The sequence below is a fragment of the bacterium SCSIO 12696 genome (genome assembly GCA_024397955.1).
Taxonomy (GTDB): Bacteria; Pseudomonadota; Gammaproteobacteria; order Pseudomonadales; family Porticoccaceae; genus SCSIO-12696.
Window position 1 is genome coordinate 2211739 of record CP073744.1, and the last position, 24983, is coordinate 2236721.

General features: G+C 52.7%; 21 protein-coding genes. 18 read left to right on the forward strand and 3 right to left on the reverse strand.

From position 1 onward, the window contains the following. The first annotated feature begins 3 nt into the window (after window positions 1-3). From KFE80_10235 to waaA, 11 genes are all read left to right on the forward strand, one after another. Window positions 4-522 carry a dihydrofolate reductase gene (locus KFE80_10235; GenBank protein UTW44768.1) on the forward strand — a complete coding sequence of 173 codons (519 nt, stop codon included), beginning with the start codon at window positions 4-6 and terminating at the stop codon, window positions 520-522. A 224-nt stretch (window positions 523-746) separates the two neighbouring features. Beyond that, entirely contained in the window at window positions 747-1514 is a 768-nt protein-coding gene (locus KFE80_10240; GenBank protein UTW44769.1) for a DUF3450 domain-containing protein, read from the forward strand. After that, a complete protein-coding gene (locus KFE80_10245) occupies window positions 1514-2899 on the forward strand; it encodes a MotA/TolQ/ExbB proton channel family protein (protein ID UTW44770.1) in 1386 nt (461 codons plus the stop codon). Before KFE80_10240 ends, KFE80_10245 begins: the two co-directional genes overlap by 1 nt. Before the next feature lie 2 nt (window positions 2900-2901). Beyond that, window positions 2902-3432, forward strand: a complete 531-nt coding sequence (locus KFE80_10250) for a MotA/TolQ/ExbB proton channel family protein (protein UTW44771.1) — start codon at window positions 2902-2904, stop codon at window positions 3430-3432. A gap of 67 nt (window positions 3433-3499) precedes the next feature. Next, window positions 3500-3907, forward strand: a complete 408-nt coding sequence (locus tag KFE80_10255) for a biopolymer transporter ExbD (GenBank protein ID UTW44772.1) — start codon at window positions 3500-3502, stop codon at window positions 3905-3907. 3 nt (window positions 3908-3910) lie between these two features. Continuing rightward, window positions 3911-4543: an energy transducer TonB gene (locus KFE80_10260; GenBank protein UTW44773.1), complete on the forward strand. Its 633-nt coding sequence runs from the start codon at window positions 3911-3913 to the stop codon at window positions 4541-4543. A 274-nt stretch (window positions 4544-4817) separates the two neighbouring features. Beyond that, window positions 4818-6062 carry a hypothetical protein gene (locus KFE80_10265; protein UTW44774.1) on the forward strand — a complete coding sequence of 415 codons (1245 nt, stop codon included), beginning with the start codon at window positions 4818-4820 and terminating at the stop codon, window positions 6060-6062. A gap of 174 nt (window positions 6063-6236) precedes the next feature. Then, window positions 6237-8012, forward strand: a complete 1776-nt coding sequence (locus KFE80_10270) for a type II/IV secretion system protein (protein UTW44775.1) — start codon at window positions 6237-6239, stop codon at window positions 8010-8012. A gap of 3 nt (window positions 8013-8015) precedes the next feature. Next, on the forward strand, window positions 8016-10985 hold the full coding sequence (glnE, locus tag KFE80_10275; protein ID UTW44776.1) for a bifunctional [glutamate--ammonia ligase]-adenylyl-L-tyrosine phosphorylase/[glutamate--ammonia-ligase] adenylyltransferase: 2970 nt from the start codon (window positions 8016-8018) through the stop codon (window positions 10983-10985). A gap of 9 nt (window positions 10986-10994) precedes the next feature. Then, window positions 10995-11729: a glycosyltransferase gene (locus tag KFE80_10280; GenBank protein ID UTW44777.1), complete on the forward strand. Its 735-nt coding sequence runs from the start codon at window positions 10995-10997 to the stop codon at window positions 11727-11729. Between the two features lie 25 nt (window positions 11730-11754). Continuing rightward, window positions 11755-13029, forward strand: coding sequence for a lipid IV(A) 3-deoxy-D-manno-octulosonic acid transferase (gene waaA, locus KFE80_10285; protein UTW44778.1), 1275 nt, complete (start codon window positions 11755-11757; stop codon window positions 13027-13029). Between the two features lie 14 nt (window positions 13030-13043). Here waaA and KFE80_10290 read toward each other — a convergent pair whose 3' ends face one another. Then, the gene (locus KFE80_10290) at window positions 13044-14435 is read right to left on the reverse strand and encodes a TolC family outer membrane protein (protein UTW44779.1); all 1392 of its coding nucleotides are present in this window, start codon (window positions 14433-14435) and stop codon (window positions 13044-13046) included. A gap of 527 nt (window positions 14436-14962) precedes the next feature. On the opposite strand from KFE80_10290, the gene KFE80_10295 reads away from it, so the two are divergent. The 7 genes from KFE80_10295 (at window position 14963) to KFE80_10325 (ending at window position 22479) form a co-directional block, all read left to right on the forward strand. Further along, window positions 14963-15382, forward strand: coding sequence for a DUF1249 domain-containing protein (locus tag KFE80_10295; protein ID UTW44780.1), 420 nt, complete (start codon window positions 14963-14965; stop codon window positions 15380-15382). A gap of 49 nt (window positions 15383-15431) precedes the next feature. Then, entirely contained in the window at window positions 15432-16250 is an 819-nt protein-coding gene (locus KFE80_10300) for a metallophosphoesterase (protein ID UTW44781.1), read from the forward strand. Between the two features lie 61 nt (window positions 16251-16311). Further along, window positions 16312-16887 carry an alpha/beta fold hydrolase gene (locus KFE80_10305; protein UTW44782.1) on the forward strand — a complete coding sequence of 192 codons (576 nt, stop codon included), beginning with the start codon at window positions 16312-16314 and terminating at the stop codon, window positions 16885-16887. Between the two features lie 23 nt (window positions 16888-16910). Next, window positions 16911-18794 (forward strand): DNA topoisomerase IV subunit B, encoded by a 1884-nt coding sequence (gene parE, locus KFE80_10310; GenBank protein UTW44783.1) that lies wholly within the window; start codon window positions 16911-16913, stop codon window positions 18792-18794. A 136-nt stretch (window positions 18795-18930) separates the two neighbouring features. Then, complete coding sequence (parC, locus tag KFE80_10315; GenBank protein UTW44784.1) at window positions 18931-21183, forward strand: DNA topoisomerase IV subunit A; 2253 nt, start codon at window positions 18931-18933, stop codon at window positions 21181-21183. Window positions 21184-21328: 145 nt separating this feature from the next. Next, on the forward strand, window positions 21329-22192 hold the full coding sequence (locus tag KFE80_10320) for a mechanosensitive ion channel (protein ID UTW44785.1): 864 nt from the start codon (window positions 21329-21331) through the stop codon (window positions 22190-22192). Window positions 22193-22227: 35 nt separating this feature from the next. Continuing rightward, the gene (locus KFE80_10325) at window positions 22228-22479 is read left to right on the forward strand and encodes a GlsB/YeaQ/YmgE family stress response membrane protein (GenBank protein ID UTW44786.1); all 252 of its coding nucleotides are present in this window, start codon (window positions 22228-22230) and stop codon (window positions 22477-22479) included. Window positions 22480-23181: 702 nt separating this feature from the next. Here the strand turns inward: KFE80_10325 and KFE80_10330 are convergent. Next, on the reverse strand, window positions 23182-23709 hold the full coding sequence (locus tag KFE80_10330; GenBank protein UTW46694.1) for a hypothetical protein: 528 nt from the start codon (window positions 23707-23709) through the stop codon (window positions 23182-23184). Between the two features lie 46 nt (window positions 23710-23755). After that, window positions 23756-24874, reverse strand: coding sequence for a hypothetical protein (locus KFE80_10335; protein ID UTW44787.1), 1119 nt, complete (start codon window positions 24872-24874; stop codon window positions 23756-23758). Window positions 24875-24983: the final 109 nt, after the last annotated feature.

A 24983-nucleotide genomic window follows, 5' to 3' on the forward strand; every position in this document is an offset into this window, starting at 1 on the left:
GCTGTGAACATTTGCCTGATTGTCGCTATGGCTCGCAATGGCACCATTGGCCGCAACAACCAATTGCCCTGGCATCTTTCTGGTGACCTGCGTTATTTCAAGGCGGTTACCATGGGCAAGCCGGTGATTATGGGGCGCAAAACCTGGGAGTCCATTGGTCGTCCACTGCCTGGGCGCACCAATATTGTGGTGACCCGGCAAGCCGGGTGGTGCCCTGAAGGCGAGAATATGGCGGCTGTGAAAGTGGCTAACTCCCTGGATGCTGCCCTTGAGCTGGCCCAGCAGGTGGCTGCCGCTGACGGTGTGTCTGAGCTGATGGTCATGGGTGGCGGTGAAATTTACCGCCAGGCATTGCCGTTGGCGGACCGCCTCTATATCACTGAAGTGGACGCGGATGTGGAAGGGGATGCTCACTTTCCGGCTTTGGATACCAACGCGTGGCAAGAGGTGGAACGTACTTCCGGAGAGCCTGGAGGGGATTACCACTACCACTTTGTGGTGAAGGATCGGGCACGTACATAGCTCCCAGTTATACGCAGCGACGGATTCTGGTCGTTGTGCATTCATGTGTTACCTAACGTAACAGTCAAAATAGTAATCTGCTCTCGATTGATGGGTTTCGTTGCCAAAGAAACTCGCCGCTGTTAATAATTGCTGCCCCGTTGCCATAAAACGGTGACCCTATGCCTAACCCGAAGTGGTGGGGCAGCCCGTTATAACTGTTTGATACCCATATCGAGGGACGTATGAAACACTCATTAAAACTGATAATTGCCGCCGCCGCGCTGGGTGTTGGTGCCGCTGGTACGCAGGCCGCTGAGGTCGACGACATTCTCAAGGCTGGAGAGAAGAAACTGGCTAATGCCCAGGCTTCCCAAAAGCGTATCGACAAGATCGCTGCTGCGACTGACGACCTGGTTCTGGACTTCCAAACCGTCAACGACGAACTGGAAGACACCAAGGTTTACAATCGCCAGAAAGAACTGGTGATTGCTCACCAAAAATTGCAAATGGATCGCCTCAAGGCTTCTATTGCCGGTGTTCAGGATACCGAGCGTCGCATTCCACCTCTGATTGAACGCATGATCGAGGGTCTGGAGCAGCACGTTGCCATCGATCTGCCATTCAACTTGGAAGAGCGCCAAGAGCGCGTTAAGCGCTTCCGCGAAAGCATCGGCGATTCCGGTCTGTCGGTTGCGGAAAAATTCCGTCAGGTTCTCGAGGCGTATCGTATCGAGCTGGAATACGGCAACAAAATTGAAACTTATGTGACTGAAATTGAAGTGGACGGTGCTCCTCAGGAAGTGAATATCTTCCGTTTGGGCCGCACTTCATTGGTTTATCAAACCAAAGACAAAGGCAAGGCCGGTGTTTGGGATCAGGCCAGCCGCAGCTGGGTTCCTCTTGATGCGGGTGAATATCGCAACGCCATCTCTACCGCTATTCGCATCGCCAAGAAAACCGCCACTCTGGATATTATGACCATGCCGATCAAAGCGCCGGAGGCACAATAATGAACAAGCGTATCTTTAAAAAAGGCCTGATGGCCGTTGCCTCTGTCGCTCTGGCGTTTTCCGTAAACGCTGCTGAGCAGGAAAAGGCAGCATCTCTGGAAGAGCTGTTGAAGATGATTGAAGCTGGCTCCATCAATGAGTCCGCCGAACACCGTCAACGTGAGCAGCGTTTCCTCAGCGAGCAGCAAAATCGCCAGTCCATGCTCAACAATGTTCGCGCTCAGCTGAACCGTGAAAAAGCCCGTTCTGAAGCCCTGGAAAAGCAAGAGGCGGACAATGAGCGTGCTATCGGTGAGCTGCAAGAGCAGTACAACAATCGCCTGGGTTCATTGAAAGAGCTGTTTGGTCACTTGTCCTCCACTTCTGGTGACGTGATCAGTTATCTCAACGATTCCATTGTCAGTGCCCAGTACCCTGATCGTACTGCACCACTGGAAGAGTTGCGTTCAAAAATTTCCAGCACTTCTACGCCAACCCTGCCAGACATCAGTGAAATCGAAGGCATGTGGAAAGCCATGCTGTTTGAAATTGACCAGGGCACCAAAGTGGTTAAGTTCAACACCAGCATTTTTAGCGGTGGTGAAAAAGTGGATGCCGAAGTTCTGCGTATCGGTAACTACGGCCTGACTTCTGGTGGCGACTACCTGAACTACGACAAAGAGACTGGCAATATTTCCTCTCTGCCTTCTCAGCCTAAAGGGTCTTACACCAGCTCTATTGCTGCATTGGGCGGTGCCACCTCTGGCTTCACCGCTACCGCGCTGGATCCCCAGGGTGCACAGGGCCCAACCCTGATGACCAAACTGGTTGACCTGCCAACCATTACTGAAAAGTGGCACCAGGGCGGTCTGGTTGGTTACATCATTAGTGGTGTAGGTGTGTTCGCAGTACTGTTGGCCATCTTCCGCTTTATCGTACTGTCCGGTGTGGGTGCTAAAGTGAACGCCCAGCTGCGTGATACCACTCAAGCCAATAACAACAACCCATTGGGCCGTGTGCTGAAAGTGGCTGAAGAAAACCCACAGGCTGACGCGGAATCTCTGGAACTGAAGCTTCACGAAGCTGTTCTGAAAGAGCGCCCTGCTATTGAGTCTGGTCTCAACCTGCTGAAGATTATTGCCATGGTTGCCCCACTGTTGGGTCTGCTGGGTACCGTAACCGGTATGATTGCTACCTTCCAGGCGATTACCATCTTCGGTGCCGGTGACCCCAAAAACATGGCCGGTGGTATTTCTTCTGCCTTGGTGACCACGGTATTGGGTCTGGTAGTGGCTATTCCTACCATCTTGCTACACACCTTGGTAAATGGTCGTGCACAGCGCATCCTCCACGTGTTGGAAGAGCAGAGTGCCGGTATTGTGGCTGAGAACGCCGAGGGCCAATAATCATGGATGCTCTGAACGACGCACTCACTGGAATCCAGGACTTCCTGAACATGGGGGGTGAAATACTCAAGTATTTCATCGTTCCCCTGCTGTTCATACTGTGGACACTGATCTTCGAGCGCGTATGGTATTTCAAAACCTCCCTGAAAAGGGACGTTCAGGCTGCCATTGATACCTGGGAGGAGCGTGCCGAGCGCCGCTCCAAACGGGCTCACCAGGTTCGCGAAGCGATCATTTCTCGCGTCGAGGTAAAAATCGACGAAAACATGAACATGGTGAAAACCATGATCGCCCTGGCGCCATTGTTTGGCCTGATGGGTACTGTTTGGGGGATGATTCACGTCTTCGATATTATGGGTATTACTGGAGGCGGTGACGCCAAGTCCATGGCAAGCGGCGTATTTAAAGCCACTATCCCAACCATGGCTGGTATGGTGACCGCCATTTCCGGTGTATTTGGTAATACGTATCTGGATCGGGTTGCTACCCGTGAGAAAGGCCTGCTTGAAGACCATATGACGATGGATCACTGAGCCCGCGGTTAACCGCTGGGCTCGGTGGTGTTTACATTCGAGTCACTTATATTTAACGAGAACTGTCATGCGGGAAAGAACACGCAAAGCAGAACCACAGGGCCAGTCTATCGACTTGACGCCAATGCTCGACGTGGTTTTCATTATGCTGATCTTCTTTATTGTTACGGCATCTTTTATCAAGACGCCGGGTCAGGAGATCAACAAGGTAGAAGCCAAAACCGCACGTTTAAAGCCTACAGCTGTATTGGTCTCAGTGAACGCCAATAACGAGGTTCACATCGACAAAAAGCCTGTCGAGGACAACGATCTGAAACCGGTTATCAAACGTCTGTTTGCTGAGAACCCAAAAGGCAATGTGGTTATCCAGGTGGATGAAAAGTCCAAACTGGAAGCGGTTGGTAAAGTCTACGATGCCGCCAGAGATGCTGGTGTTACCGGCATCATTATCGCCACGAGCAAAGAGGGAGGGTAGCAAATGTTGCAAGCAAGATTAGGTATCTCCTTACTGCCGGGTGCGATTATTACTTTTGGCCTTCTGGTTTTGATGTACACGTTGGTCGCTTCCGATGTGCAGGCACCGACTAACGAAGAGTCAACGCCGCTGGCCAATATCTGGCAGGCAGAGGAACAGATCGAAGCCAACTTCAAAAAGTTTGAGCCACCAAAGCCAGAGGCCAAAGAACCACCTCCGCCGCGTATGCAGCAACAACAAGCCAAAGTGGACGATGTTCAGCTGGCTGTGCAGATTGATGCTCCCCGTGTGGAAACCGGTCTAGGTTTGGGTGCAGGTGGGTTTGGTGGTAGCAGTGAAGCGCGCCCCATTAAGCGGGTTGCTCCTCGCTATCCTCAGCGCGCACTGGAGCGTGGCCAAGAAGGTTACGTGATTGTGGAGTTTACGGTATCCGTGAACGGCGTTGTATTGGATCCCACTGTTATTGAAGGTGTTGTCAAACAGAAAGATGGCTCTTACAAACCAAGTACGGTATTCAATAACGAAGCCATCAAAGCGGCTAAAAAGCTTAAATTTAAGCCTAAGATAGAGGAAAACCAGCCGGTAGAATTCATCACTACTTATCAGTTCACCTTTGAACTGGAAAAAGACAGCTAAGTTGGGCGATTTGCCGTCAAAACAGTGGTCTGAACAAGTATTGGTGCCGATACGGTGTGGTTGAATACAGATGTTAAGTCGGAGCGACAAAATGTTTAGTTTTCATAAAGCAGCAATAAAAGTTGCAACTGGGGGAGCTTTGGCTTTGGCCATTCTTGCAGCCCCCCCTGTGTTGACTCCTTTTGTTGATTTGGGCGCGTCCGCTGAGGCGGCAACTTGGCCTAACAAAAAGTCGAAGTACAAAAAAGAAAAAGAACTGAGGCGTGTTGAGCCCTTGGGTAATTCTTTTGCCCGCCAATTTGATAAGTTGTCAAAAATGGCGGAAGAGAAAGATTGGGATAGTTTTGGAAGCACCCTTTCCAGTATGCGCTCTCGCTACAGCAAATACACGGATGCGGAAAAAATCAGCTTTTTGTGGAAAGAGATCGAGTACGCATTTGCCATTGATGGCCTTAAAAGCGAAAAAGATCCCAAGCACGAAAGTGACTACGGGCCCATTATTAAGCATTACGAAACGTTGTTGACTTTGCACCAGAAAATGCGTGAGTCACAAATTCGTGAAATCCTTAATACCTTGTCTGAACTTCACATGGCTAGCGGTAATTTCCAAAAGGCGCTCGACTATCACCACGAGTGGCTGGGAATGGGTGTTGAAGTCAAGCCGGACAAAAAGTTCAAGATTGGCCAAACGCACTTTTTCCTGGAGCAGTATGGGCGCTCACTTGAGTGGGTAGAAGAAGCTATCGCTGACGTAAAAGCCGCGGGTCAACTGCCTAAGGAACGTTGGTACGCGACTCAGAAGTTTATTTACAGTGAACAGAAAAACTCAAAGAAAGTTGCTGAGATTCTGGAAATTTTGGTAACGCACTTCCCCAAAAAGCGCTACTGGCAGGAACTGGGCGTGGTTTATCAACAGGATTTGGAACGCCCACTGGACGCTCTTTACATCTTTGACTCCCTGTTTATGCAGGATCAGCTGACCAAGTCCACTTTCTTGAAAGCGTTGGCCTATGGCTACAACTCTAACGGTGCGCCTTACCAGATGGCCAAAGTCTACGAATATGGCTTGGAAAAAGGCTACCTGGAAGAAACTCCTAAACACCTGAAAGACCTTTTCTTTACCCTGCAACAAGCCGGTGAAAGGAAGAAGTCTATTTCTGTGTTGGAGCGTTACGTGAAATTGTCTAATAACGATGCCGAGATGTTGAATATACTGGCAGAAGAGTACATCAACTCCGGTGCTTATCAGAAAGCCATAGACACTGCACGCAAATCCCAGAAGGCGAAAGACAAGGCTCGTAAACCCGGGGCCAGTCACTTCCAGGAAGGTGTTGCTCTGTTTTACCTGAAAAAATATTCGGACTCTGTAAAAGCCTTGCAACGGGCTGCCAAAGATCCGAAAGTTAAAGGTACCGCTGATCCTTGGATTGGCTATGTAAAAAGCCGTATCAACGAGCTGAAAAGTGCGCGGGAATTGGAAAAGCAACTGCGCGAAGAGATTGCCAAAGGGGTTGGTTAACTTTAACTCCAAGGCTTTTAAACCGGTCGCTAAAAAGCGGCCGGTTTTTTTATGGGCGCTAAAAATTTGCAACAGTTGTGATTGCCGGGTTAATAAGCATCCAACAAAACTGTTGTCTGGGGAATAATCTGGTTATAGTCCTGTTTATGTCCGTAAAACAACAGGTCGATAGTAATGGCTGACGCAACAGGGGCTGATCGCTGCCTCGAACTACGCACCGTGCTCGCTGAGCTGGAAGCCGATGGGTTGCTGCTGCGTGAGTCGGTAAATTTTGTCTCGGGCAGTAGTCGCAGCAGAGAAGAGGCGCTACAGCACCCGCTGATTTATATCGCTACGCAGCAGCTGGATGGTGCGGGGGAGTGGCAGGGAAAAACTATTTCCCTGGATCACTTAACCGACTGGCTGGCGGACAAGAGTGGCCTTGATGTTGTGCACATCGACCCGCTCAAAATTCAGGTATCCTCGGTTACCGAGGTTATGTCTTTCGCGTTTGCCAAGCGCCACGGCATCCTGTGTGTGGAGGTACGTGGGGATGAGTTAGTTATCGCCACTCAGGAACCCTATGCCAGCAGCTGGATAGAAGGCTTGGAACAGGTTACCCGGAAAACCGTGCGCCGGGTAATGGCGAACCCGGCAGATATTCAAAAATATCGGATGGAGTTTTATACCCTTTCCCGGTCTATTTCAGGAGCAGACCAGCAGCCTGGCGCCAATTCGGTAGTTACCAATGTAGAGCAATTGATTGAGCTGGGAAAAACCGCCAGCCCAGATGCTCAGGATCAACATATTGTTGCCATTGTCGACTGGTTGCTGCAATACGCTTTTGAGCAGCGAGCAAGCGATATTCACATCGAGCCGAGGAGAGAGAAAGGCAAAATTCGTTTTCGCATCGATGGGGTTTTGCACTTGGTGTATGAAATGCCGCTGCAAATCATGATTGCCATGACCAGTCGCTTGAAAGTTTTGGGTCGGATGAATGTGGCGGAAAAACGCAAACCTCAGGATGGTCGAATCAAAACCACCTCCCCTGACAATGGTGAAGTGGAACTGCGGCTCTCTACATTACCTACCGCGTTTGGTGAAAAACTGGTAATGCGCATTTTTGACCCGGATGTGTTGCTGCGCAACTTCTCTGAGCTGGGTTTGGTGGGAGAAGACAGTAACCGTTGGCAGGATATGGTGCAGCGGCCTCACGGAATTGTGCTGGTCACCGGGCCTACTGGTTCCGGTAAAACCACCACGCTTTATTCGAGCCTTAAACAGTTGGCCACAGAGAGTGTCAATGTCAGTACGGTTGAAGATCCCATTGAAATGGTGGTGGATAACTTCAATCAGACCCAGGTGCACCACAAGATTAACCTCGACTTCGCTGCGGGCATTCGTACCCTGATGCGTCAGGACCCGGATATCATCATGGTGGGCGAGATTCGCGATCAGGAAACCGCTGAAATGGCCACTCAGGCGGCGCTTACCGGCCACTTGGTTATTTCCACGCTGCACACCAATGACGCACCTACAGCCATCACCCGGTTACTGGATATTGGCGTACCTGCACATCTCATCCGCGCCACCCTCAATGGTGTGATGGCGCAACGGTTGGTGCGCACTTTGTGCCCCCACTGCAAGGAGGCTTCGGAACTGGATCCAGGGGCCTGGCAGCAGCTGGTGCGTCCCTGGAAGGTGGCACTGCCTAAGGCCGTGTATCGACCAGTGGGTTGCCTGGAGTGTCGCGGCACCGGTTACTTGGGTCGCCAGGGTATCTATGAAATATTGCCCCTCAGTGACAGCCTGCGGCCGCTGGTGAAAGACGACGGCGACATAGAACAACTGCGTGTGCAAGCCATGAAAGAGGGAATGCGAACCCTGCGCCTTTCCGGCGCCCAAAAAGTAGCCGCTGGGCTGACATCCATCAACGAAGTGATGCGGGTGGCACCGGACTCCGGGAAGTAACCCATGTCAACTCATCCGGTTTGGCTGGCGCCGTTGCAATCCAGCCCTCTTCTGCAAAAACAGTGGCAGCAGTTTCAGCAAGCCTTGTGCAGTGCCTCCCCGGAACTCAATGATCAGTTACAACAGCTGTGCCAACAGCAGCCTGAGCTTGCTCAACAACTGCAGCTGCTGGGCAGTTGCAGTGACTTTGTGGCTAGTTTTGCCTGCCAGCAGAGCCAGGCATTTATGGCTCTATTGCGCAGTGGTGATTTGTATCGGTGTTTCGATCACCAATCCTGGCAACAGCGTTATCAACAGGCTCTGATCGATTGTGATGACGAAGACCTGTTTGCCAGCACTCTGCGACAATTGCGCAATCGCGAGATGGTGCGCATCGTCTGGCGGGACTTTTGTGGTCTGGCGGATTTGGCGGAAACCACCGCCGATATGACCGCCCTGGCACAGTGCAGCATAGACAGCGCCATCCAGTTTCTCTACCCGCGGCTGTGCCAGCAGTGGGGAGTGCCCACCGGCAAAGAGTCCGGCTGCCGCCAGCAGTTAGTGGTTCTGGGTATGGGTAAGCTAGGAGCAGGGGAGCTCAATGTTTCTTCAGACATTGACCTGATTTTCGCGTACCCGGAAAGCGGCGAAACAAATCGTGACAACGCCACCAGCAAGCGTGAGCGTAGCAATCAGGAGTTCTTTGAACGTTTGGGGCGTCAGTTGATACAGATGCTCGATAACCGCACTGCGGACGGGTTTGTGTTCCGCGTGGATATGCGCTTGCGCCCCTATGGCAGTAGCGGCCCACTGGTGGGCAGCTTTGCGGCGCTGGAGCAGTACTATCAAACCCAGGGGCGTGACTGGGAGCGTTTTGCGATGATTAAAGCTTGTCCGGTAGCCGGTGACACAAGTGCAGGCAAGCAGTTGCTGGAAACCCTCAAGCCTTTTGTGTATCGCAAGTACATAGACTACAGCGTGATTGAGTCACTGAGGGAGATAAAAGCGCTGATTGAGCAGGAAGTACACCGTTCTGGCGCCCAGGAGGATGTGAAGCGTGGCCACGGTGGCATTCGCGAGATAGAGTTTATTGCCCAGGCGTTTCAGTTAATACGCGGTGGGCGCGACCCCCGTTTGCAAAGGCCGCCGCTGTTGGAAGTCCTGCCTTTGCTTGAACAAGAAAACTTGCTGCCGCAAGGCAAGGCCGACCAGCTGTTGCGCAGCTACCGGTTGTTGCGTCGTGTAGAACATATTTTGCAGGGTATTGCGGATCGACAAACCCAGTCGCTGCCCACCGATGCGCTGGGCCGAGCCAGGTTGACGACTGTACTTGGGTATAATGATTGGTCGAATTTCTACAACGATTTGCAACAGGCCAGGGCCACAGTGGCCGATGAGTTTGCCGCTGTGGTGGGTGCTCCTCCGGAAGAAGGCGATAGCGAGGAGTCTCAGCTGTGGGCAGTAGAGGCGTGGCAACAGCTGCGTCGCGGCAGCCCCGTTGCCGCATCGTTATTGAGTGCTGGTTTTGAACAGCCGGAGCAATCAGAACAGCAACTGCAGACACTGCTTGCCAGTCGGGCTATTCAGCAATTGCAGACAAGTGCTCGCAATCGTCTCAACCGCTTTATGCCGATTCTCTTGGCCGGCTGCCAAAGCCACGGTAAGCCGTCCCAATTGCTGCAACGGACCCTGGCGTTGGTGGAGGCCGTTGCCCGCCGCAGTTCCTACCTGTTGCTGCTGGTAGAAAACCCCCAAGCGTTACAGCAGTTGTTGATACTCTGTGCTGCCAGCCCTTGGGTAGCACAACAATTGGCGACCCATCCGGCACTGTTGGATGAACTGCTTGATGCGCGCTCGCTGTATGCGCCCCGCAGTCGCGATACGCTGGCCGATGAATTGCGTCAGCACATGCTGCGTGTGCCCGAAGAGGATGTTGAAGCGCAGCTGGAGGTGTTGCGTTATTTCAAACGTTCCAACCGCCTGCGCGTAGCGGCCTGCGAGGTGACTGATGCCCTGCCGCTGATGCAGGTGAGTGACAACCTGACCTGGATTGCGGAAGCATTACTCGAACAGGTGTTGGAAATGGCCTGGCGACAGATGACAGAGCGCTATGGGTTTCCTGATGGGGTAGATGCTACGGGTACAAAGGAGGGGGCTCAGGCCGACTTTTTGATTGTTGGCTACGGCAAAATGGGCGGCATTGAAATGGGCCACAACTCGGATCTGGATTTGGTGTTTATCTACGATGCCGACCCTCAGGGTTACACCGACGGTGAGCGCAGTATCGACAACGCCACTTTTTACCTGCGTCTGGGCCAGCGGGTGATTCATTTGCTGACCACGCAAACCGCTTCCGGACAATTGTACGAAGTGGATATGCGTCTGCGCCCCTCAGGTAATTCCGGCATGCTGGTCAGTTCCCTGCAAGGGTTCGAAAAATACCAGAATAACGATGCCTGGACCTGGGAGTGGCAGGCACTAGTACGTGCCAGGCCCGTAGCAGGCAGTGCCCGGTTGGCAGACAAATTTGCCCAGGTGCGCAGCCGGGTTCTCGGCAGCCCACGAGACTTGCCGGCGCTGTCCAAAGAGGTTGTCGATATGCGCCAGAAGATGCGTGATCATTTGGCAAAAGGCACAGATGACTCCACCCTGTTTGACCTCAAACAGGGTGGGGGCGGTATCGTGGATATCGAATTTATGGTTCAATTTGCAGTTCTGGCTTGGGGGCACAGCCACCCAGAACTGCTTGCTTGGAGTGACAATATTCGCATTCTGGAAGTGCTGGGAGAAATATCTGCCAAACACGCCAGTTTTGATGGTGTTATCTCCAGTGCAGAAACTGCGCAGCTGATCGAGGCGTATCGGCAATACCGCGCTGCTGGTCATCGCGCCCAACTGCAGCAGCAACCGACGCTTGTGGAAAGCCAGCAATTTCATGGTCATCGCCAGCAAGTGAGCCACTTGTGGCAGAGACTATTGCCCGCCAACAATTGAGATACCAATATGGCCAATGACCAGCCGGTGAATATTATTTGCATGAAGTGGGGCCAGAAATATGGCCCTGAATACGCCAATCGCTTGTATCGTATGGTGGCTCGCAATATCACTCGCCCATTCCGCTTTATCTGCTTTACTGACGACAGCAACGGCTTGCTTGAGGAAATAGAACCGCAGGCACTGCCTTCCCTGGAATTGCCCCCGGGCACCCCAGAGCGGGGCTGGAATAAACTGTCTACCCTGGCGGAAGGTTTTGGTGGCCTGGAGGGGGAGGCGCTGTTTCTGGATTTGGATGTGGTGATTGTCGGCAACATTGACGAGCTGTTTGAGCATTCCGGCGAGTTCTTGATTATTCGCGATAAAAAATTCAAAAAACGACTGATCGGCAACTCCTCGGTGTATCGTTTTAAGATTGGTCGCTACGACGCATCATTGCGCAAATTTCAGCAAAACTTCGACCAGGTAAAAAGCAGCTTTCGTAACGAGCAGGCTTACTTGAGCGATGAGGTCAATCAGCGTGGCGAACTGTCGTTCTGGCCCCCCCAGTGGTGCGTCAGCTTTAAATACGACTGCGCTTCACCTTGGCCGCTGGGTTTGTTTAAAACGCCTAAGGCCCCAGAGGGCAGTAAAATATTGATCTTCCACGGTCATCCGTTGCCCGATGAGGCCATTGAAGGGGTTTCTCATAAATGGTATCGGCCTATTCGCCCCTGCCCGTGGTTAAAAGAATATTGGAAGTGAGTCTGCGGCTCACTTCATCTCAACCATGATTCGTTTTATATACACCCTGGCTTTCTATCTCGCAGTGCCTTTGATCTTTGTGCGCTTGCTGCTGCGCAGCCGTAAGGCTCCAGCTTATCGCAAGCGCTGGGGTGAGCGCTTTGGTTTTGTTCCAAAACTATCTTCGGGTCAGGTTATTTGGGTACATTCAGTCTCGGTGGGTGAAACCCTCGCGGCGGTGCCTTTGATTAAGCAGCTGCAAAAGCGGCATCCGGACGCACAATTGGTGGTGACCACAATGACGCCCACTGGTTCTGAGCGGGTAAAAGCCAGCTTTGGGGACTCGGTGTACCACGTCTATGCGCCCTACGATCTGCCGGATGTAGTTGCCCGTTTTCTTAATCGAGTGCAGCCCGATGTATTGGTGATTATGGAAACCGAATTGTGGCCCAATCTGATATTCGGCTGTGCCAAACGCGGTATTCCCATGGTGCTCGCCAATGCTCGATTGTCTGAGCAGTCCGCTGAGGGGTACAGCAAAATACCGGCTCTAATGGGTTCCATGTTACGCAAAATGCACAAAGTGGCGGCTCAACACAAAGACGATGGCGAACGCTTTGTAGGCTTGGGGCTACCCAAAAAACAGCTAAAGGTTACCGGTAATATCAAGTTTGATCTGGAGCTGAGCGCAGAGATCAAGCAAAAGGCCAAGCAGTTGCGCAGCCAATGGAGAGGGGATGCAAAGCGCTCGGTTTTGCTGGTTGCCAGCACCCATCGTGGTGAAGACGAAATCATTCTCGACAGCTTTCAGCAGCTGTTACAAAGCCATCCATCACTGTTGCTGGTGTTGGTGCCTCGCCACCCGGAACGCTTTGATGAGGTGGCCGAGTTGTGTGAAAGCAGGGAACTGTCCCTGATAAGGCGCAGCCAAGAGGTAGCACCGGAATCAAGCCATCAAGTGTTGCTGGGAGACACCATGGGTGAACTGTTGGCGTTTTGTGGCGCTAGCGATGTGGTGTTTATGGGCGGTTCTCTGGTTCCAGTGGGCGGCCATAATGTGATTGAACCGGCAGCCTGGGGGGTGCCGGTTGTTTCAGGCCCGTACCTGTTTAATTTCGCCGAAGCGTCTCAACTGTTGTTGGAAGCAGATGGTTTGCAGGTGTGTAATGGTAGTGAACAGATTGCCGTTGCTGTCGATGAACTGGTGAGCGACCCGGATCACCGCCACACGATGGGTGCTGCCGCCAACACCGTGGCGGAGCAAAATCGGGGGGCGCTCGAGAAGCTGTTAAAACTGATTTCGCCTCTGGTAGCGAATTAAAAAAAGCCGAGTCCTTAGCCTTTCTCCTTGATCACGTTCTGGGCGTCATCCAGCCAGCCATTTAGGGTAAATACATCTTCAGGGCTTAGCTGGCCAGATTGCAGCTTTAATTCCATAAAACTGAGGATGTAATCGTAACGGGCGTTGGCGTAGTTTTGCTGGGCCTGGAACAGGCGTGATTGTTCGGTAAGTACATCCAGAATGGTCTGTGTACCCACTTCGTAGCCGGATTGGGTGGCTTTATAGGCACTCTCGGCAGAGGTGACGGCGGAAGCCAGGGCTCTTACTCGAGCCGCGTTGGTTTTTGCGTTCAGGAATGAGGTTCGCGTATTTTGAATAATCTGACGGCGGGCACCCACGTAGTTGTGGTGAGCCTGCACTTTTTGCTGGGCAGCCACTTTGCGCTGGGATTGATTTAAACCCCAGGTGAATATGGGTACAGAGATACGCACATTGGTGTTTCTGTAAGAAGAGCTTTCCCTGGCGGGGGACTGCTGAGGGCCTTGTCCAAAGTCGACGACTGAATCGGGAGTATCTATATACTCAAACCCACCTGCAGTTATAGACACGGTTGGTGTGTAGTTATAGGCACTGCTTTTGGTGCGGTCTACAATGGCTTCCTGGGTGAACTTGGCCACTTTTAACTGGTTGTTGTTTTGCAGGGAAAAGTCGACCCATTGATCCCGGTCCAATGGCTCAGGATCCGCTACCGGGAAGTCTGCTTTTAGTGCGGATACCTCAAAATGACGCTTTCCAGTCAGTACTTCTAATGCCTCAAAACGGATGGCGAACTCTCCTTCCGCTTGTAGGACTGCAACTACCGCATTGTCGAAAGTGGCCTGCGCCTGGTGTACATCGGTAATGGCCACCAGCCCTACTGAAAACCGCTCTTTGGCACTTTGCAGTCGTTGCTTGGATTCGGTTTCGTTACTGCGGGCAATGCGCAGTGCCTCGCTGGCGCGCAATACATCCAGGTAGGCACCGACAACCCGCACAATCAAATTTTGCTGATCCAGGGCAAACTGGGCTTCCGCTCGTTCCAGGTCGTGTTTGGCGGCCTTAAAGTCAAACCAGTTGCGAACATTAAAGCTGTAATTAAGGCCATCCACAGAAAAGGTTTTTATGCCTTTTGCGGTGCGGGTTTGTACTAAGTTGGCGTCTTGTCGTAAGCGGCTTTTCCCCGCCCCAAGGTTATAGCCGGCAGAGGCGCTTTCGGCAATTGATGGCAGCAGGTTTTTGCGTGGCGCGACAATCCCTTCTTGGTCGATCAAAAAACTGGCTTCGGAAGCCTTAAATGTGGCGTCATTTTCCAGTGCCAATTGATAAATTTCTGCCAGTGTTTCCCCTTGTGCCAGAGGTACTGCGCCCAGCAGGGAAACGATTGCCAATTTGCGAAGACAGTTCATGGGTTTGACCTTGCGTCCATTTGCGATGCCCGGAGTCTATCAGAACGACTATTCCGGTTATATACAAACTCCATCGTGGGTCGTAAGGTTTTGTTAACAGGTTGCTACAGGGTTAGGGTCTGTTGACGTTTCATATCCGCCACTGTTGGCGGTTGAAAAGGCGTCCATCTAGGCGCGAGTCGTGTGGTTTGGTTATTCGAAATGAGCGACGAGCAACAACGAGGGGCGCCTTTTCAGCCCCAACCCACAGGGCTGAGGCTATTTTTTGCGCTCCACTGCGTTAGAAAAAGCTGGTGTAGAGCGACTACACGTCGCTTTTCCTGCCTTGTTGAGCGCAAAAATTACTCTCAGCAGAGGTGGATATGCAACGTCAACAGACCCTAGACAGTGTCCGGTACCAAGGGTAGAGTGAGTTTTTAGAAGCATTTCACAACTCCATTTTGCGAATGGCAACTGGTTAACATTCTCGGTAGGTGGCAGTGGCTGTTATTGATAAATTTCGATACAAGGTAGACCTGAGGCGGTACATGGCGGATTGCGATGCCAACTACCTCCGGTTTATCAAGCTGTTTCCGGAGTACCAGTCAGCATCTTCACGCACTTTTGTTCTCAATGGGCAAAATCGTGTGGTCACCATCACAGTGCTTGAGCGCACCCCCTACACCACCTTAATGACGTTAAAACAAACACAGTTGGAACAGGATTGTGGCAACGGCTGGCTACAGATGCCGACGTTAAAGGTACGCCTTTACCACGATGCCAAGGTTGCCGAAGTGTTGGATTGCGAAGGCCACAGAAGCCCGAGCCCGCGCTTTGAGTACCCCAATCCGAACATGTACCAGCAGGATGAAAAGGCTCAATGGAACCGATTCCTGGCTGACTTGCTGGCACATTGCCTGCAATACGGCTGCGAAACGGGGAGCTGTTTTGATCGCGCTTCCAACTGAGCACGAAGGAAAACCTCAAGGTGGGGTAAATGGATGAGATTAACAGGGCATGACAGCAACGGTGAAAACCCTTAACAAACAAGCCTGCCAACCAACTTGCGAACAGCGGGTACGCGTCGTTCAGATCACCGACCCCCATCTGGGGCCGTCGGCGGATTACCAATTGGCGGGTATCAACACCTGCGACAGCCTTAATGCCGTTTTGGAACGTTGCCGTGATATGGCCGATGCCTTTGTAGTAACCGGCGATGTGGCTGGCGACGGCGCACTGCCTGCCTACGAGCTGTTTGATAAAAAATTGTCTGCAGAATCCGTCCCCTATTACTGGCTGCCTGGCAACCATGACGATCTGGAAACCATGGCCGCCACCCTGAACACCCCGTTTCGCTTCGAAGTGACCGTGGGCAACTGGCTGTTGCTGATGCTGGATAGCCGCCAGCCCGGAAAAGTAGGTGGTCATATCGGTAACAAGCAATTGCAGGCGACATTGGCCGCAGCGGAAAAGCACAACGGGCCGGTGGCGGTGTTTATGCACCATCCACTGGTGGATGTGAACTGTGCCTGGCTGGATAAGCAAAAAGTTTCCGATGGCGATGCCATCCTTGAACGGCTGGCAGAGTGCAGCAACATTAAAGCCGTGTTTGGTGGCCATGTGCACCAGCCCACCACCACTAAACGCTATGGCATTTCGGTATACACCACGCCTTCTACCTGTTTCCAATTTGCCGCTAACAGTGACGAATTTGCGTTTGGCGACCAGGGTCCAGGTTTTCGTTGGATCGACTTTAACGACGACGGTACCATCGACACTGGTGTAGTTGAACTGCCCGCCATGGACAACCTCGACCGCCATTGCGTCGGCTATTGATCATTCCTTGTTAGCCAGCAGCACATCGTTATAATCGGTATCTTTCAGGTACCGATTTTTTATGTTTCTGCTTTATCTGCACGGATTTAACAGCTCACCACTCTCCTTTAAATCTGAGGCCACGCGACGCTGGTTGGAACAACATCACCCGGATGTCGAATTTCACTGCCCACAGCTTCACAATTATCCGGAGCGGGCCGTAGCTCAGCTCGAAGATATTATTGCCCAGTCTGGCACGCCCCCTGCTTTGGCGGGTAGTTCTATGGGCGGTTTTTTTGCCACTTATCTGGCTGAAAAATACGCTTTGCGTGCGGTTATTATTAACCCCGCTGTGCGCCCCTGGCGGGGTATGCACGAATACGTTGGCGAAAACGCCAACTACCACACCGGCGAAACCTGGGTGATGGAGCCTCACCATGTAGAGCAATACCGCCAGTTTGACGTGGAAACTCTGCAGCGCCCAGAAAATTTGTGGGCGCTCTTGCAGACCGACGACGAAGTGTTGGATTATCGCGATGCGGAAGAAAAGTACGCTGCCTGTAAACTCACCATAGAGCAGGGTGGCGATCACAGCTTTCAAGGCTATGAACGATTTCTGCCAGACATCTATAAGTTCTTGTTTGAAAAAAGAACATAACTAAAAAGAAGCCAACAAACAGAATGACCAACTACACCGCCGAAGATATTGAAGTCCTTACCGGCCTCGACCCGGTAAAGAAACGCCCGGGCATGTACACCGATACCGCTCGCCCCAACCACTTGGCCCAGGAAGTCATTGACAACTCTGTGGATGAGGCCTTGGCCGGGCACGCCCGCAAGCTGGATGTGGTGTTGCACAAAGATGGCTCCCTGTCAGTGAGCGACGATGGTCGCGGTATGCCGGTGGATATTCACCCGGAGCAGGGTAAGCCCGGTGTCGAAGTGATCCTCTCCACCCTCCACGCTGGCGGCAAGTTTTCCAACAAAAACTACCAGTTTTCCGGTGGCCTTCACGGGGTGGGAGTGTCGGTTGTTAACGCTTTGTCCCTGAAGCTGGAAGTGACCATTCGCCGGGACGGTAAGGTGCACCAGATTGCCTTTGCCAACGGCGACAAATACAACGACTTGGAAGTGATCGACAGCTGCGGCAAGCGCAATACTGGCACGACGGTACGGTTTTTGGCCGACCCGCAATACTTCGACTCCACCAAATACTCCGTGCGCCGCCTCAAACACGTGCTGCGCGCGAAGGCAGTATTGTGCGCTGGGCTCACGGTAACCTTTAAAGAAGAAGCCAGCGGTGACACCGAAGAATGGTGCTATGAAGATGGCCTCAGTGATTATCTGATCAGTGCCACTCACGGTTGGGACGTACTGCCCACGGAACCGTTTTTGGGCACCTTCAGTGCGGAAACAGAAGCAGTGGACTGGGCTGTGCAATGGCTGCCGGAAGGTGGCGAACTCACCCAGGAAAGTTACGTTAACCTGATTCCCACCGCTCAGGGTGGTACTCACGTTAACGGCTTACGCAGCGGCTTGCTGGAAGCCATGCGCGAGTTTTGTGAATTCCGCAATTTGCTGCCTAGGGGGGTGAAGCTGACCCCGGACGATATCTGGGATCGCTGTTGTTATGTGTTATCTTCCAAGCTGGCCGACCCGCAGTTCTCCGGGCAGACCAAAGAGCGTTTATCTTCTCGTGAGGCGGCGGCGTTTGTTTCCGGCGTGGTAAAAGACGCCTTTAGCCTGTGGCTCAATCAGCACACCGAAGAAGCGGAAAAACTTGCCGACCTGTGTATCAGCAATGCCCAAAAGCGAATGCGTGCCAGCAAAAAAGTGGCGCGCAAGAAAGTTACCCAAGGGCCTGCGCTGCCAGGCAAATTGGCGGATTGCTCCGGGGACGATCCCTGTTTTGGTGAGCTGTTTCTGGTGGAGGGGGACTCCGCCGGCGGTTCCGCCAAACAGGCTCGCAACCGCGAAACCCAGGCGATTCTGCCTTTGCGAGGCAAAATTCTGAATACGTGGGAAGTGGATTCTCAGGAAATTTTGGCCAGCCAGGAAGTACACGATATTGCCGTGGCCCTGGGCATCGACCCGGCCAGTGATGACCTCTCCGGCTTGCGCTACCACAAAATCTGTATTCTGGCGGACGCCGACTCCGACGGCCTGCATATCGCCACTCTGATTTGTGCCTTATTTGTGCGCCACTTCCGTCATATGGTGCAGGCTGGGCACGTGTACGTGGCCATGCCACCTTTGTATCGCATCGATATCGGCAAAGAGGTGTACTACGCCCTGGATGAGTACGAAAAACAGGGTGTGCTTGACCGTATCGCTGCGGAGGGTAAGCGTGGAAAAGTGAATGTGCAGCGTTTTAAAGGCCTGGGTGAAATGAATCCGCTGCAATTGCGTGAAACCACCATGGATCCGGATACCCGCCGCCTGGTGCAGCTCACCATCGAACCTGGCGACGATACCAATTCCATTATGGATATGCTGCTGGCGAAAAAACGTGCGTCTGACCGCAAGACGTGGTTGGAGAGCAAGGGCGATCTGGCGGAAGTGTAAAAGTCTGCGCCTTGTCATCCTGAGCGTAAGCGAAGGATCTCAGGGTTCGATAAACAGAGAGATTCTTCGCTTACGCTCAGAATGACATCTGAGAGAACAAGAATGACAAAAGGCGCGCTGCGCCCGGCAAATAAACATGACTGACTACGTAAAAATCGACGACGACGGCATCGAAAAAGCCTCCCTCAGCACCTACGCGGAAAAGGCGTATCTGGATTATTCCATGTACGTGATCCTCGACCGAGCCTTGCCTCATATTGGCGATGGCCTCAAGCCCGTGCAGCGGCGTATTGTCTATGCCATGAGCGAACTGGGCTTAAAGGCCAGCGCCAAATACAAAAAATCCGCGCGCACCGTGGGCGATGTGATCGGCAAATTCCACCCCCACGGAGACAGCGCCGCCTACGAGGCCATGGTGCTGATGGCGCAACCGTTCAGCTATCGCTATCCACTGGTGGATGGCCAGGGTAACTGGGGTTCGCCGGACGATCCCAAGTCGTTTGCCGCTATGCGTTATACGGAATCCAAACTCACTAAATATTCCGAGGCGCTGCTGTCGGAACTGGGCCAGGGCACAGTGAATTGGCAGCCGAATTTCGACGGCACATTGGACGAGCCGGAAGTATTGCCCGCGCGAGTGCCCAATGTGTTGCTCAATGGCACCACCGGTATTGCGGTGGGTATGGCCACGGATATTCCGCCGCACAATTTGAACGAAGTGGTAAAAGCCACGGTACATTTGCTGGAAAACCCCAAGGCCACCGTGGAAGACCTGTGTCAGTTCGTGCCGGGGCCGGATTTTCCCACCCACGCGGAAATTATTACCCCGCAGGACGAAATTCAAAAGGTCTACGAAACCGGCCGCGGCTCGCTAAAAATGCGTGCGGTGTGGCACAAGGAAGACGGCGATGTAGTGGTGACTGCGCTGCCCCACCAGGCGTCTGGTTCCAAGGTGCTGGAGCAAATTGCCAGCCAGATGCAGGCCAAAAAACTGCCCATGGTGGCAGACCTTCGGGACGAGTCGGATCATGAAAACCCCACTCGGTTGGTGATTGTGCCGCGCTCCAACCGCGTGGATCTTGAGCAGATGATGAGCCACCTGTTCGCCTCCACGGATCTGGAGCGCAACTACCGCATCAACCTGAATATGATCGGTATTGACGGCAAGCCGGGGGTCAAACCACTTAACCGCATTTTGGCGGAGTGGCTGAAATTCCGTACCGATACCACCCGCCGTCGCCTTGAATACCGGCTGGAAAAGGTTAACAAACGCCTACACCTGTTGGATGGTTTACTGGTCGCCTTCCTCAATATCGACGAAGTGATTCATATCATTCGCACCGAGGACGAACCGAAAAAAGTGCTGATGAAGCGCTTCGACCTCACCGAGGTGCAAGCGGATTACATTCTCGATACCAAGTTGCGCCAGCTGGCGCGTTTGGAAGAAATGAAAATCCGCGCCGAACAGGAGGAGCTGCAAAAGGAAAAAGAGCAGCTGGAATTGATCCTCGGCTCGGCGGCGCGGCTGAAAACCCTGGTGAAAAAAGAACTGCTGGCGGCCATGGAGGAATTTGGCGACGAGCGTAAATCTCCATTGGTGCAACGGGATGAGGCCAAGGCTTTCTCGGAAACCGACCTGCTCAGCTCCGACCCGGTAACGGTGGTGATTTCAAAAATGGGCTGGATTCGCGCCGCCAAGGGCCACGAGATTGACCCGGCAGCGCTCAACTACAAGTCCGGCGACGATTACGCTCTCTCCGCCAAAGGACGCAGCAATCAGAATGTGATTTTGCTGGATTCCACCGGCCGCAGTTATGCCTTGGCTGCCCACACCTTGCCGTCGGCGCGAGGGCAGGGGGAGCCTGTCACTGGCCGCCTCAACGCGCCGTCTGGTGCGACCTTTGAAGGCGCGATGATGGGTGATGATAAGCAGGCTATCCTGATGTGTACCGATGCCGGTTACGGTTTTATTGGCCGTCTCGGCGAGCTGTACACCAAAAATAAAGCCGGAAAAGTATCCCTGTCAGTGCCCAAAGGCGGGCGGGTGATGGCGCCCAAGTTGGTAGACGATCCGGAAAATGACTTGCTGGTGGCCATCAGCAACGAAGGCCGTATGCTGGCTTTCCCCGTCAAAGAGCTGCCGGAGCTGGCGCGAGGCAAGGGCAATAAAATTCTCAGTATTCCCACCGGGCGGGTGCAGAGTCGGGAAGAGTTTATGGTGGCGCTGGTTACCTTAAACGATTCGCAAACCCTAAAAGTGTATTCCGGTAAGCGGCATATTGGCCTCAAGCGCAGCGACCTGGAACACTATGTGGGCGAGCGCGGTCGCCGTGGCCATAAACTGCCGCGCGGGTTCCAAAAAGTGGACTCAGTGGAAGTGGTTGATTAGTGCGCAACACGCTTGTCACAATCTTGTTACAGAGTTTGGTACTTTTAGCTGGTCACTACTTATATAGACTCTCTATTAGACTTGGCACGATTCAAAAAACCTACCTATAGTTTAGGTAACACAATCAAAAATAAGGGGAAATTCCATGGCAGAAGAAAAAGCTACAGCACCAGCTGAAAGCGGTGGCTTTGACATTAGCAACCTCAGTTTTGAGCAAATCTGGGGTATGACCGAAAACGTCGTGTATGCGCTGGCCATTATTATTATCGGAATGTGGGTGGCCAAAAAAATCCGCGCCGGTTTGCGCACAGCAATGGGCAAAAAGGATGTTGACCCAGCGGTAGCCGGCTTTGTAGCCAGCCTCTGTTACTACGGTATTGTTGCTTTTGTTGTCATTGCCGCACTCTCTAAAATCGGTGTTGCTGCCACGTCCTTTGTGGCCATCCTCGGTGCCGCCGGTTTGGCCGTTGGCTTGGCGTTGCAAGGCTCTTTGTCTAACTTTGCTTCAGGCGTACTGATCCTGATTTTCAAGCCGTTCAAAATCGGTGACTTTGTGGAACTGGCGGGCACTTCTGGTTCGGTAAAGGAGATCACCATTTTTACTACCGAACTGGCAACACCAGACAACAAAAAAGTGATTGTGCCTAACTCATCTGCAATGGGCGGCAATATTGTCAACTACTCCGCCCACGACACTCGTCGAGTGGACATGGTGTTTGGTATTGGTTACGGCGACGACATCGACAAAGCACGCAATATCATCAAAGCCATTCTGGAAGCAGACGACCGTGTACTGGTGGATCCAGCGCCTGCGGTGGCGGTTGCTGAATTGGCGGACAGCAGTGTTAACTTCAATGTGCGCCCGTGGGTGGCCACAGCCGATTACTGGGGTGTGTTTAACGATGTGCATGAACAAGTGAAGAAACACTTCGACGCCGAAGGCATCTCCATCCCGTTCCCACAACAGGATGTACATATGCACACTGTGGCGGCCAACGGCGCTGACTGATCCTCAGCGTTTAACCATCAACCAGGAGATTTCACATGGGAATTCTTTCGTGGATTGTTTTGGGCTTATTGGCAGGCATTCTTGCCAAGTGGATTATGCCAGGCAAAGACGGTGGCGGTTTTATTATGACCACTTTGCTGGGTATCGCTGGCGCTTTTGTTGGTGGCTGGGTCGGTTCCCTGTTCGGCATGGGTGCTGTGGGTGAGTTCAGCTTTGGCGGTTTGATTACCGCTGTGGTTGGCGCTCTGTTGCTGCTGTTTATTTACAATAAAGTGATTAAGAAGTAGCCGTTTATTTAGAAAGCAAAAAGGGCAGCAAACGCTGCCCTTTTTTGTGTCCGTCATTCGATTGGGCGAGTACCAAATTTATTGCTCGTCATTGCGAGGAGCCGAAGGCGACGTGGCAATCTAGTGGCTTTAACTCTGTCGTTATTTCCTTAGTAATCTTTAGCAAAGGTTTCGCCCTGCTGGGCGACTTACTTTCTTTACTCGTGTAAAGAAAGATAAGCAAAGAAAACACGCCCCAGCGCCCTTGGCCTTCGGCTCCCCTTGTTCCTCCGGTGCCATGGCCGGGTCGCGCAGAGGGTACTTCCTGTACCCGCTGCGCTGAAACGGACGTCCTGTCCGTTTCACCCTATGTCACCTCCGTCACTCGGCAAGGGCGAAGGGGAATAGGTGTACTCCGTAGTAAATTCCGTGCGTGATTTTTTCCCCTTTGGAGTTGCCGAGCGCAGCGCAATTGGTAGGGAAACGCGCACATGGATGTGCGCGTTAGGTCGATCGAGCAGGGATGCGAGTAAGACCGACCCGTGGCAATTGTGCGGAGCGAAGGGAGCCCGAAGGGCCAACGGAACGGGGGTGCCCTTTCTTTTGGTTAGCTTTTCTTTGGGCAAACAAAGAAAAGTAACTCGCTAGCAGGCGAAACCTGCACTGAAAAATTACCTACAGAAAAAACGACGAAGCCAAAGCTGTGAGATTACTGCAGTCGATTTAACTATTACCCAGCAACTCCTTCAATTCCGCCACTCGCTCGCGACTCTCCGCTTTGGAAAGCGGCTCTGCGGGCTTTTCTTCCAGCAGCTCCGGAGCTTCGACAACCAACTTCTCCCCGGACAAAACTCGTTGGCATATGTCCTGATAGTTCTTTTCAAACAACGGGAAGGCTTTACGTTCCACTTCATTGCCAAGCACATACCAGCCAGTTTCCAAGGCGGCGTGATACACCGCTGGGTGCGACCAGCGATAGGTGGCTTTGGGGGTGGGGGCGTTACAGGCTTCCACGTAGGCATCGTGGGCACTGGGCAGAGCGCCACCTGGACCTTGCTGCTGGCACAGTTGAATCATGCGGTGCAGGTTTGGCAAATATTCGCACTGCTCAATGGCGGCTTTGGCGGCCTGCAGGATTTGTTGCGGGGTAAACTTACCCAGGCTTTCCAGCCACAGTTTTTTGGTGAAATCCTGATCTTGTTGGTCGGGAAAGGCACTGAAAAACTGGTTGTGGTAGTTCAGCTGAAACAGGGTGAAGGTCTGATTGATGGCATCGATCAGCGCGTCTTTGCTGGCACTAGCTTGCCCAGCTGCGGTCGGTGAGCTGTTGGACGGCTGAGCGGCCTCGTGAACCGCCTGTTCGATTAGGTCTTTGTTGTCTTTCATGGCTGCTCGCAGTGCTTGCGGGTGAGGCATCGGGCAGGGTGTTTTGCCTTGCCCATTGGCGTTTTACATTTTGCAGGAAGCGGGTATTCCAAGAGCTTTCTACCCGGCCAGTGTCTCGCCAATAGAGCACAAACTCGGCAACTTGCTGTTCGGCAAATTGGCGGTCGATATTGGCCAGGGCAAGGACATCGTATACGGTGTCGTCTGGCTGCCAATCCGTGTTGATTGGCCGTGGTTCGGCATCACTCTTGATCACAGCGGTAAAACGGGCCCATTGCTTTTTGATATGCAGGATAAAGCGGGAATTCCAGGTGGATGATGCTTCACCACGTTCGCACCAATAGAGCACGAATTCGGGAATGGCGTCTTCCACAAAGTGTTTACTGATGCCCGCTTGGCGGGTCAATATCTCCATGGCGTCCTGGCTGGGGCGCCAGTCGGGTGACATTGACAGCTCTCTGCTTTGGCGGGTGTCTCTGGCTTGCTGCTGACGCCATTGCTTGAGTACCTGTTTGATAAATTTTGAGCCCCAACTGTGCTGAGGCTCACCTCTTTCGCTCCAATAAGTGACAAACTCCGGTACCTGCTCCAAGGCGAAGGCTTGGGGAATGTTGTATTGAGCCAGTTGACGCAACAACTCCGCGTCCGGCTGCCAATTTTGGGCAATGGCGTTGGCGCTGCGAGTGACCACTGGATTGCTAGGTGGTTTAACCGGTTCGTTGCCAGTGCTGGTCTCGTTAACGGCAAAGCGCAGTTGGCCAGATTCACTAAATGGGGCAGAGGCAATCAGTAGAATGCCCTGGTTGCGCAAGTTGGTCGTGATGCGCTGAATATCCCGATCGTTCCAAAACGGCGCGACACGTTGCAGCTGAATTGCAGATACCTCAAGCCAGTCAAAATTGTTGTGTCGTTGAGGGCTGCCGTGGTCCAAAAAGTCCCCCAGAATGCCCAGCAATAGTGCTTCCTCCAGGCCGATGGTGGCCGCCAGTGAAGGAGACAGAGTAAGGGGCTTTTCCGGGATCAATGACATGGCGCCACTTTACCAGAATTTGCCAGTGCCCTTTCAAAGTAATTTTGTGACCACGCAATTACCTTGAAAGGGCACTAGATGCCCGAACTCGTTTGCATCTTTTGGTCAG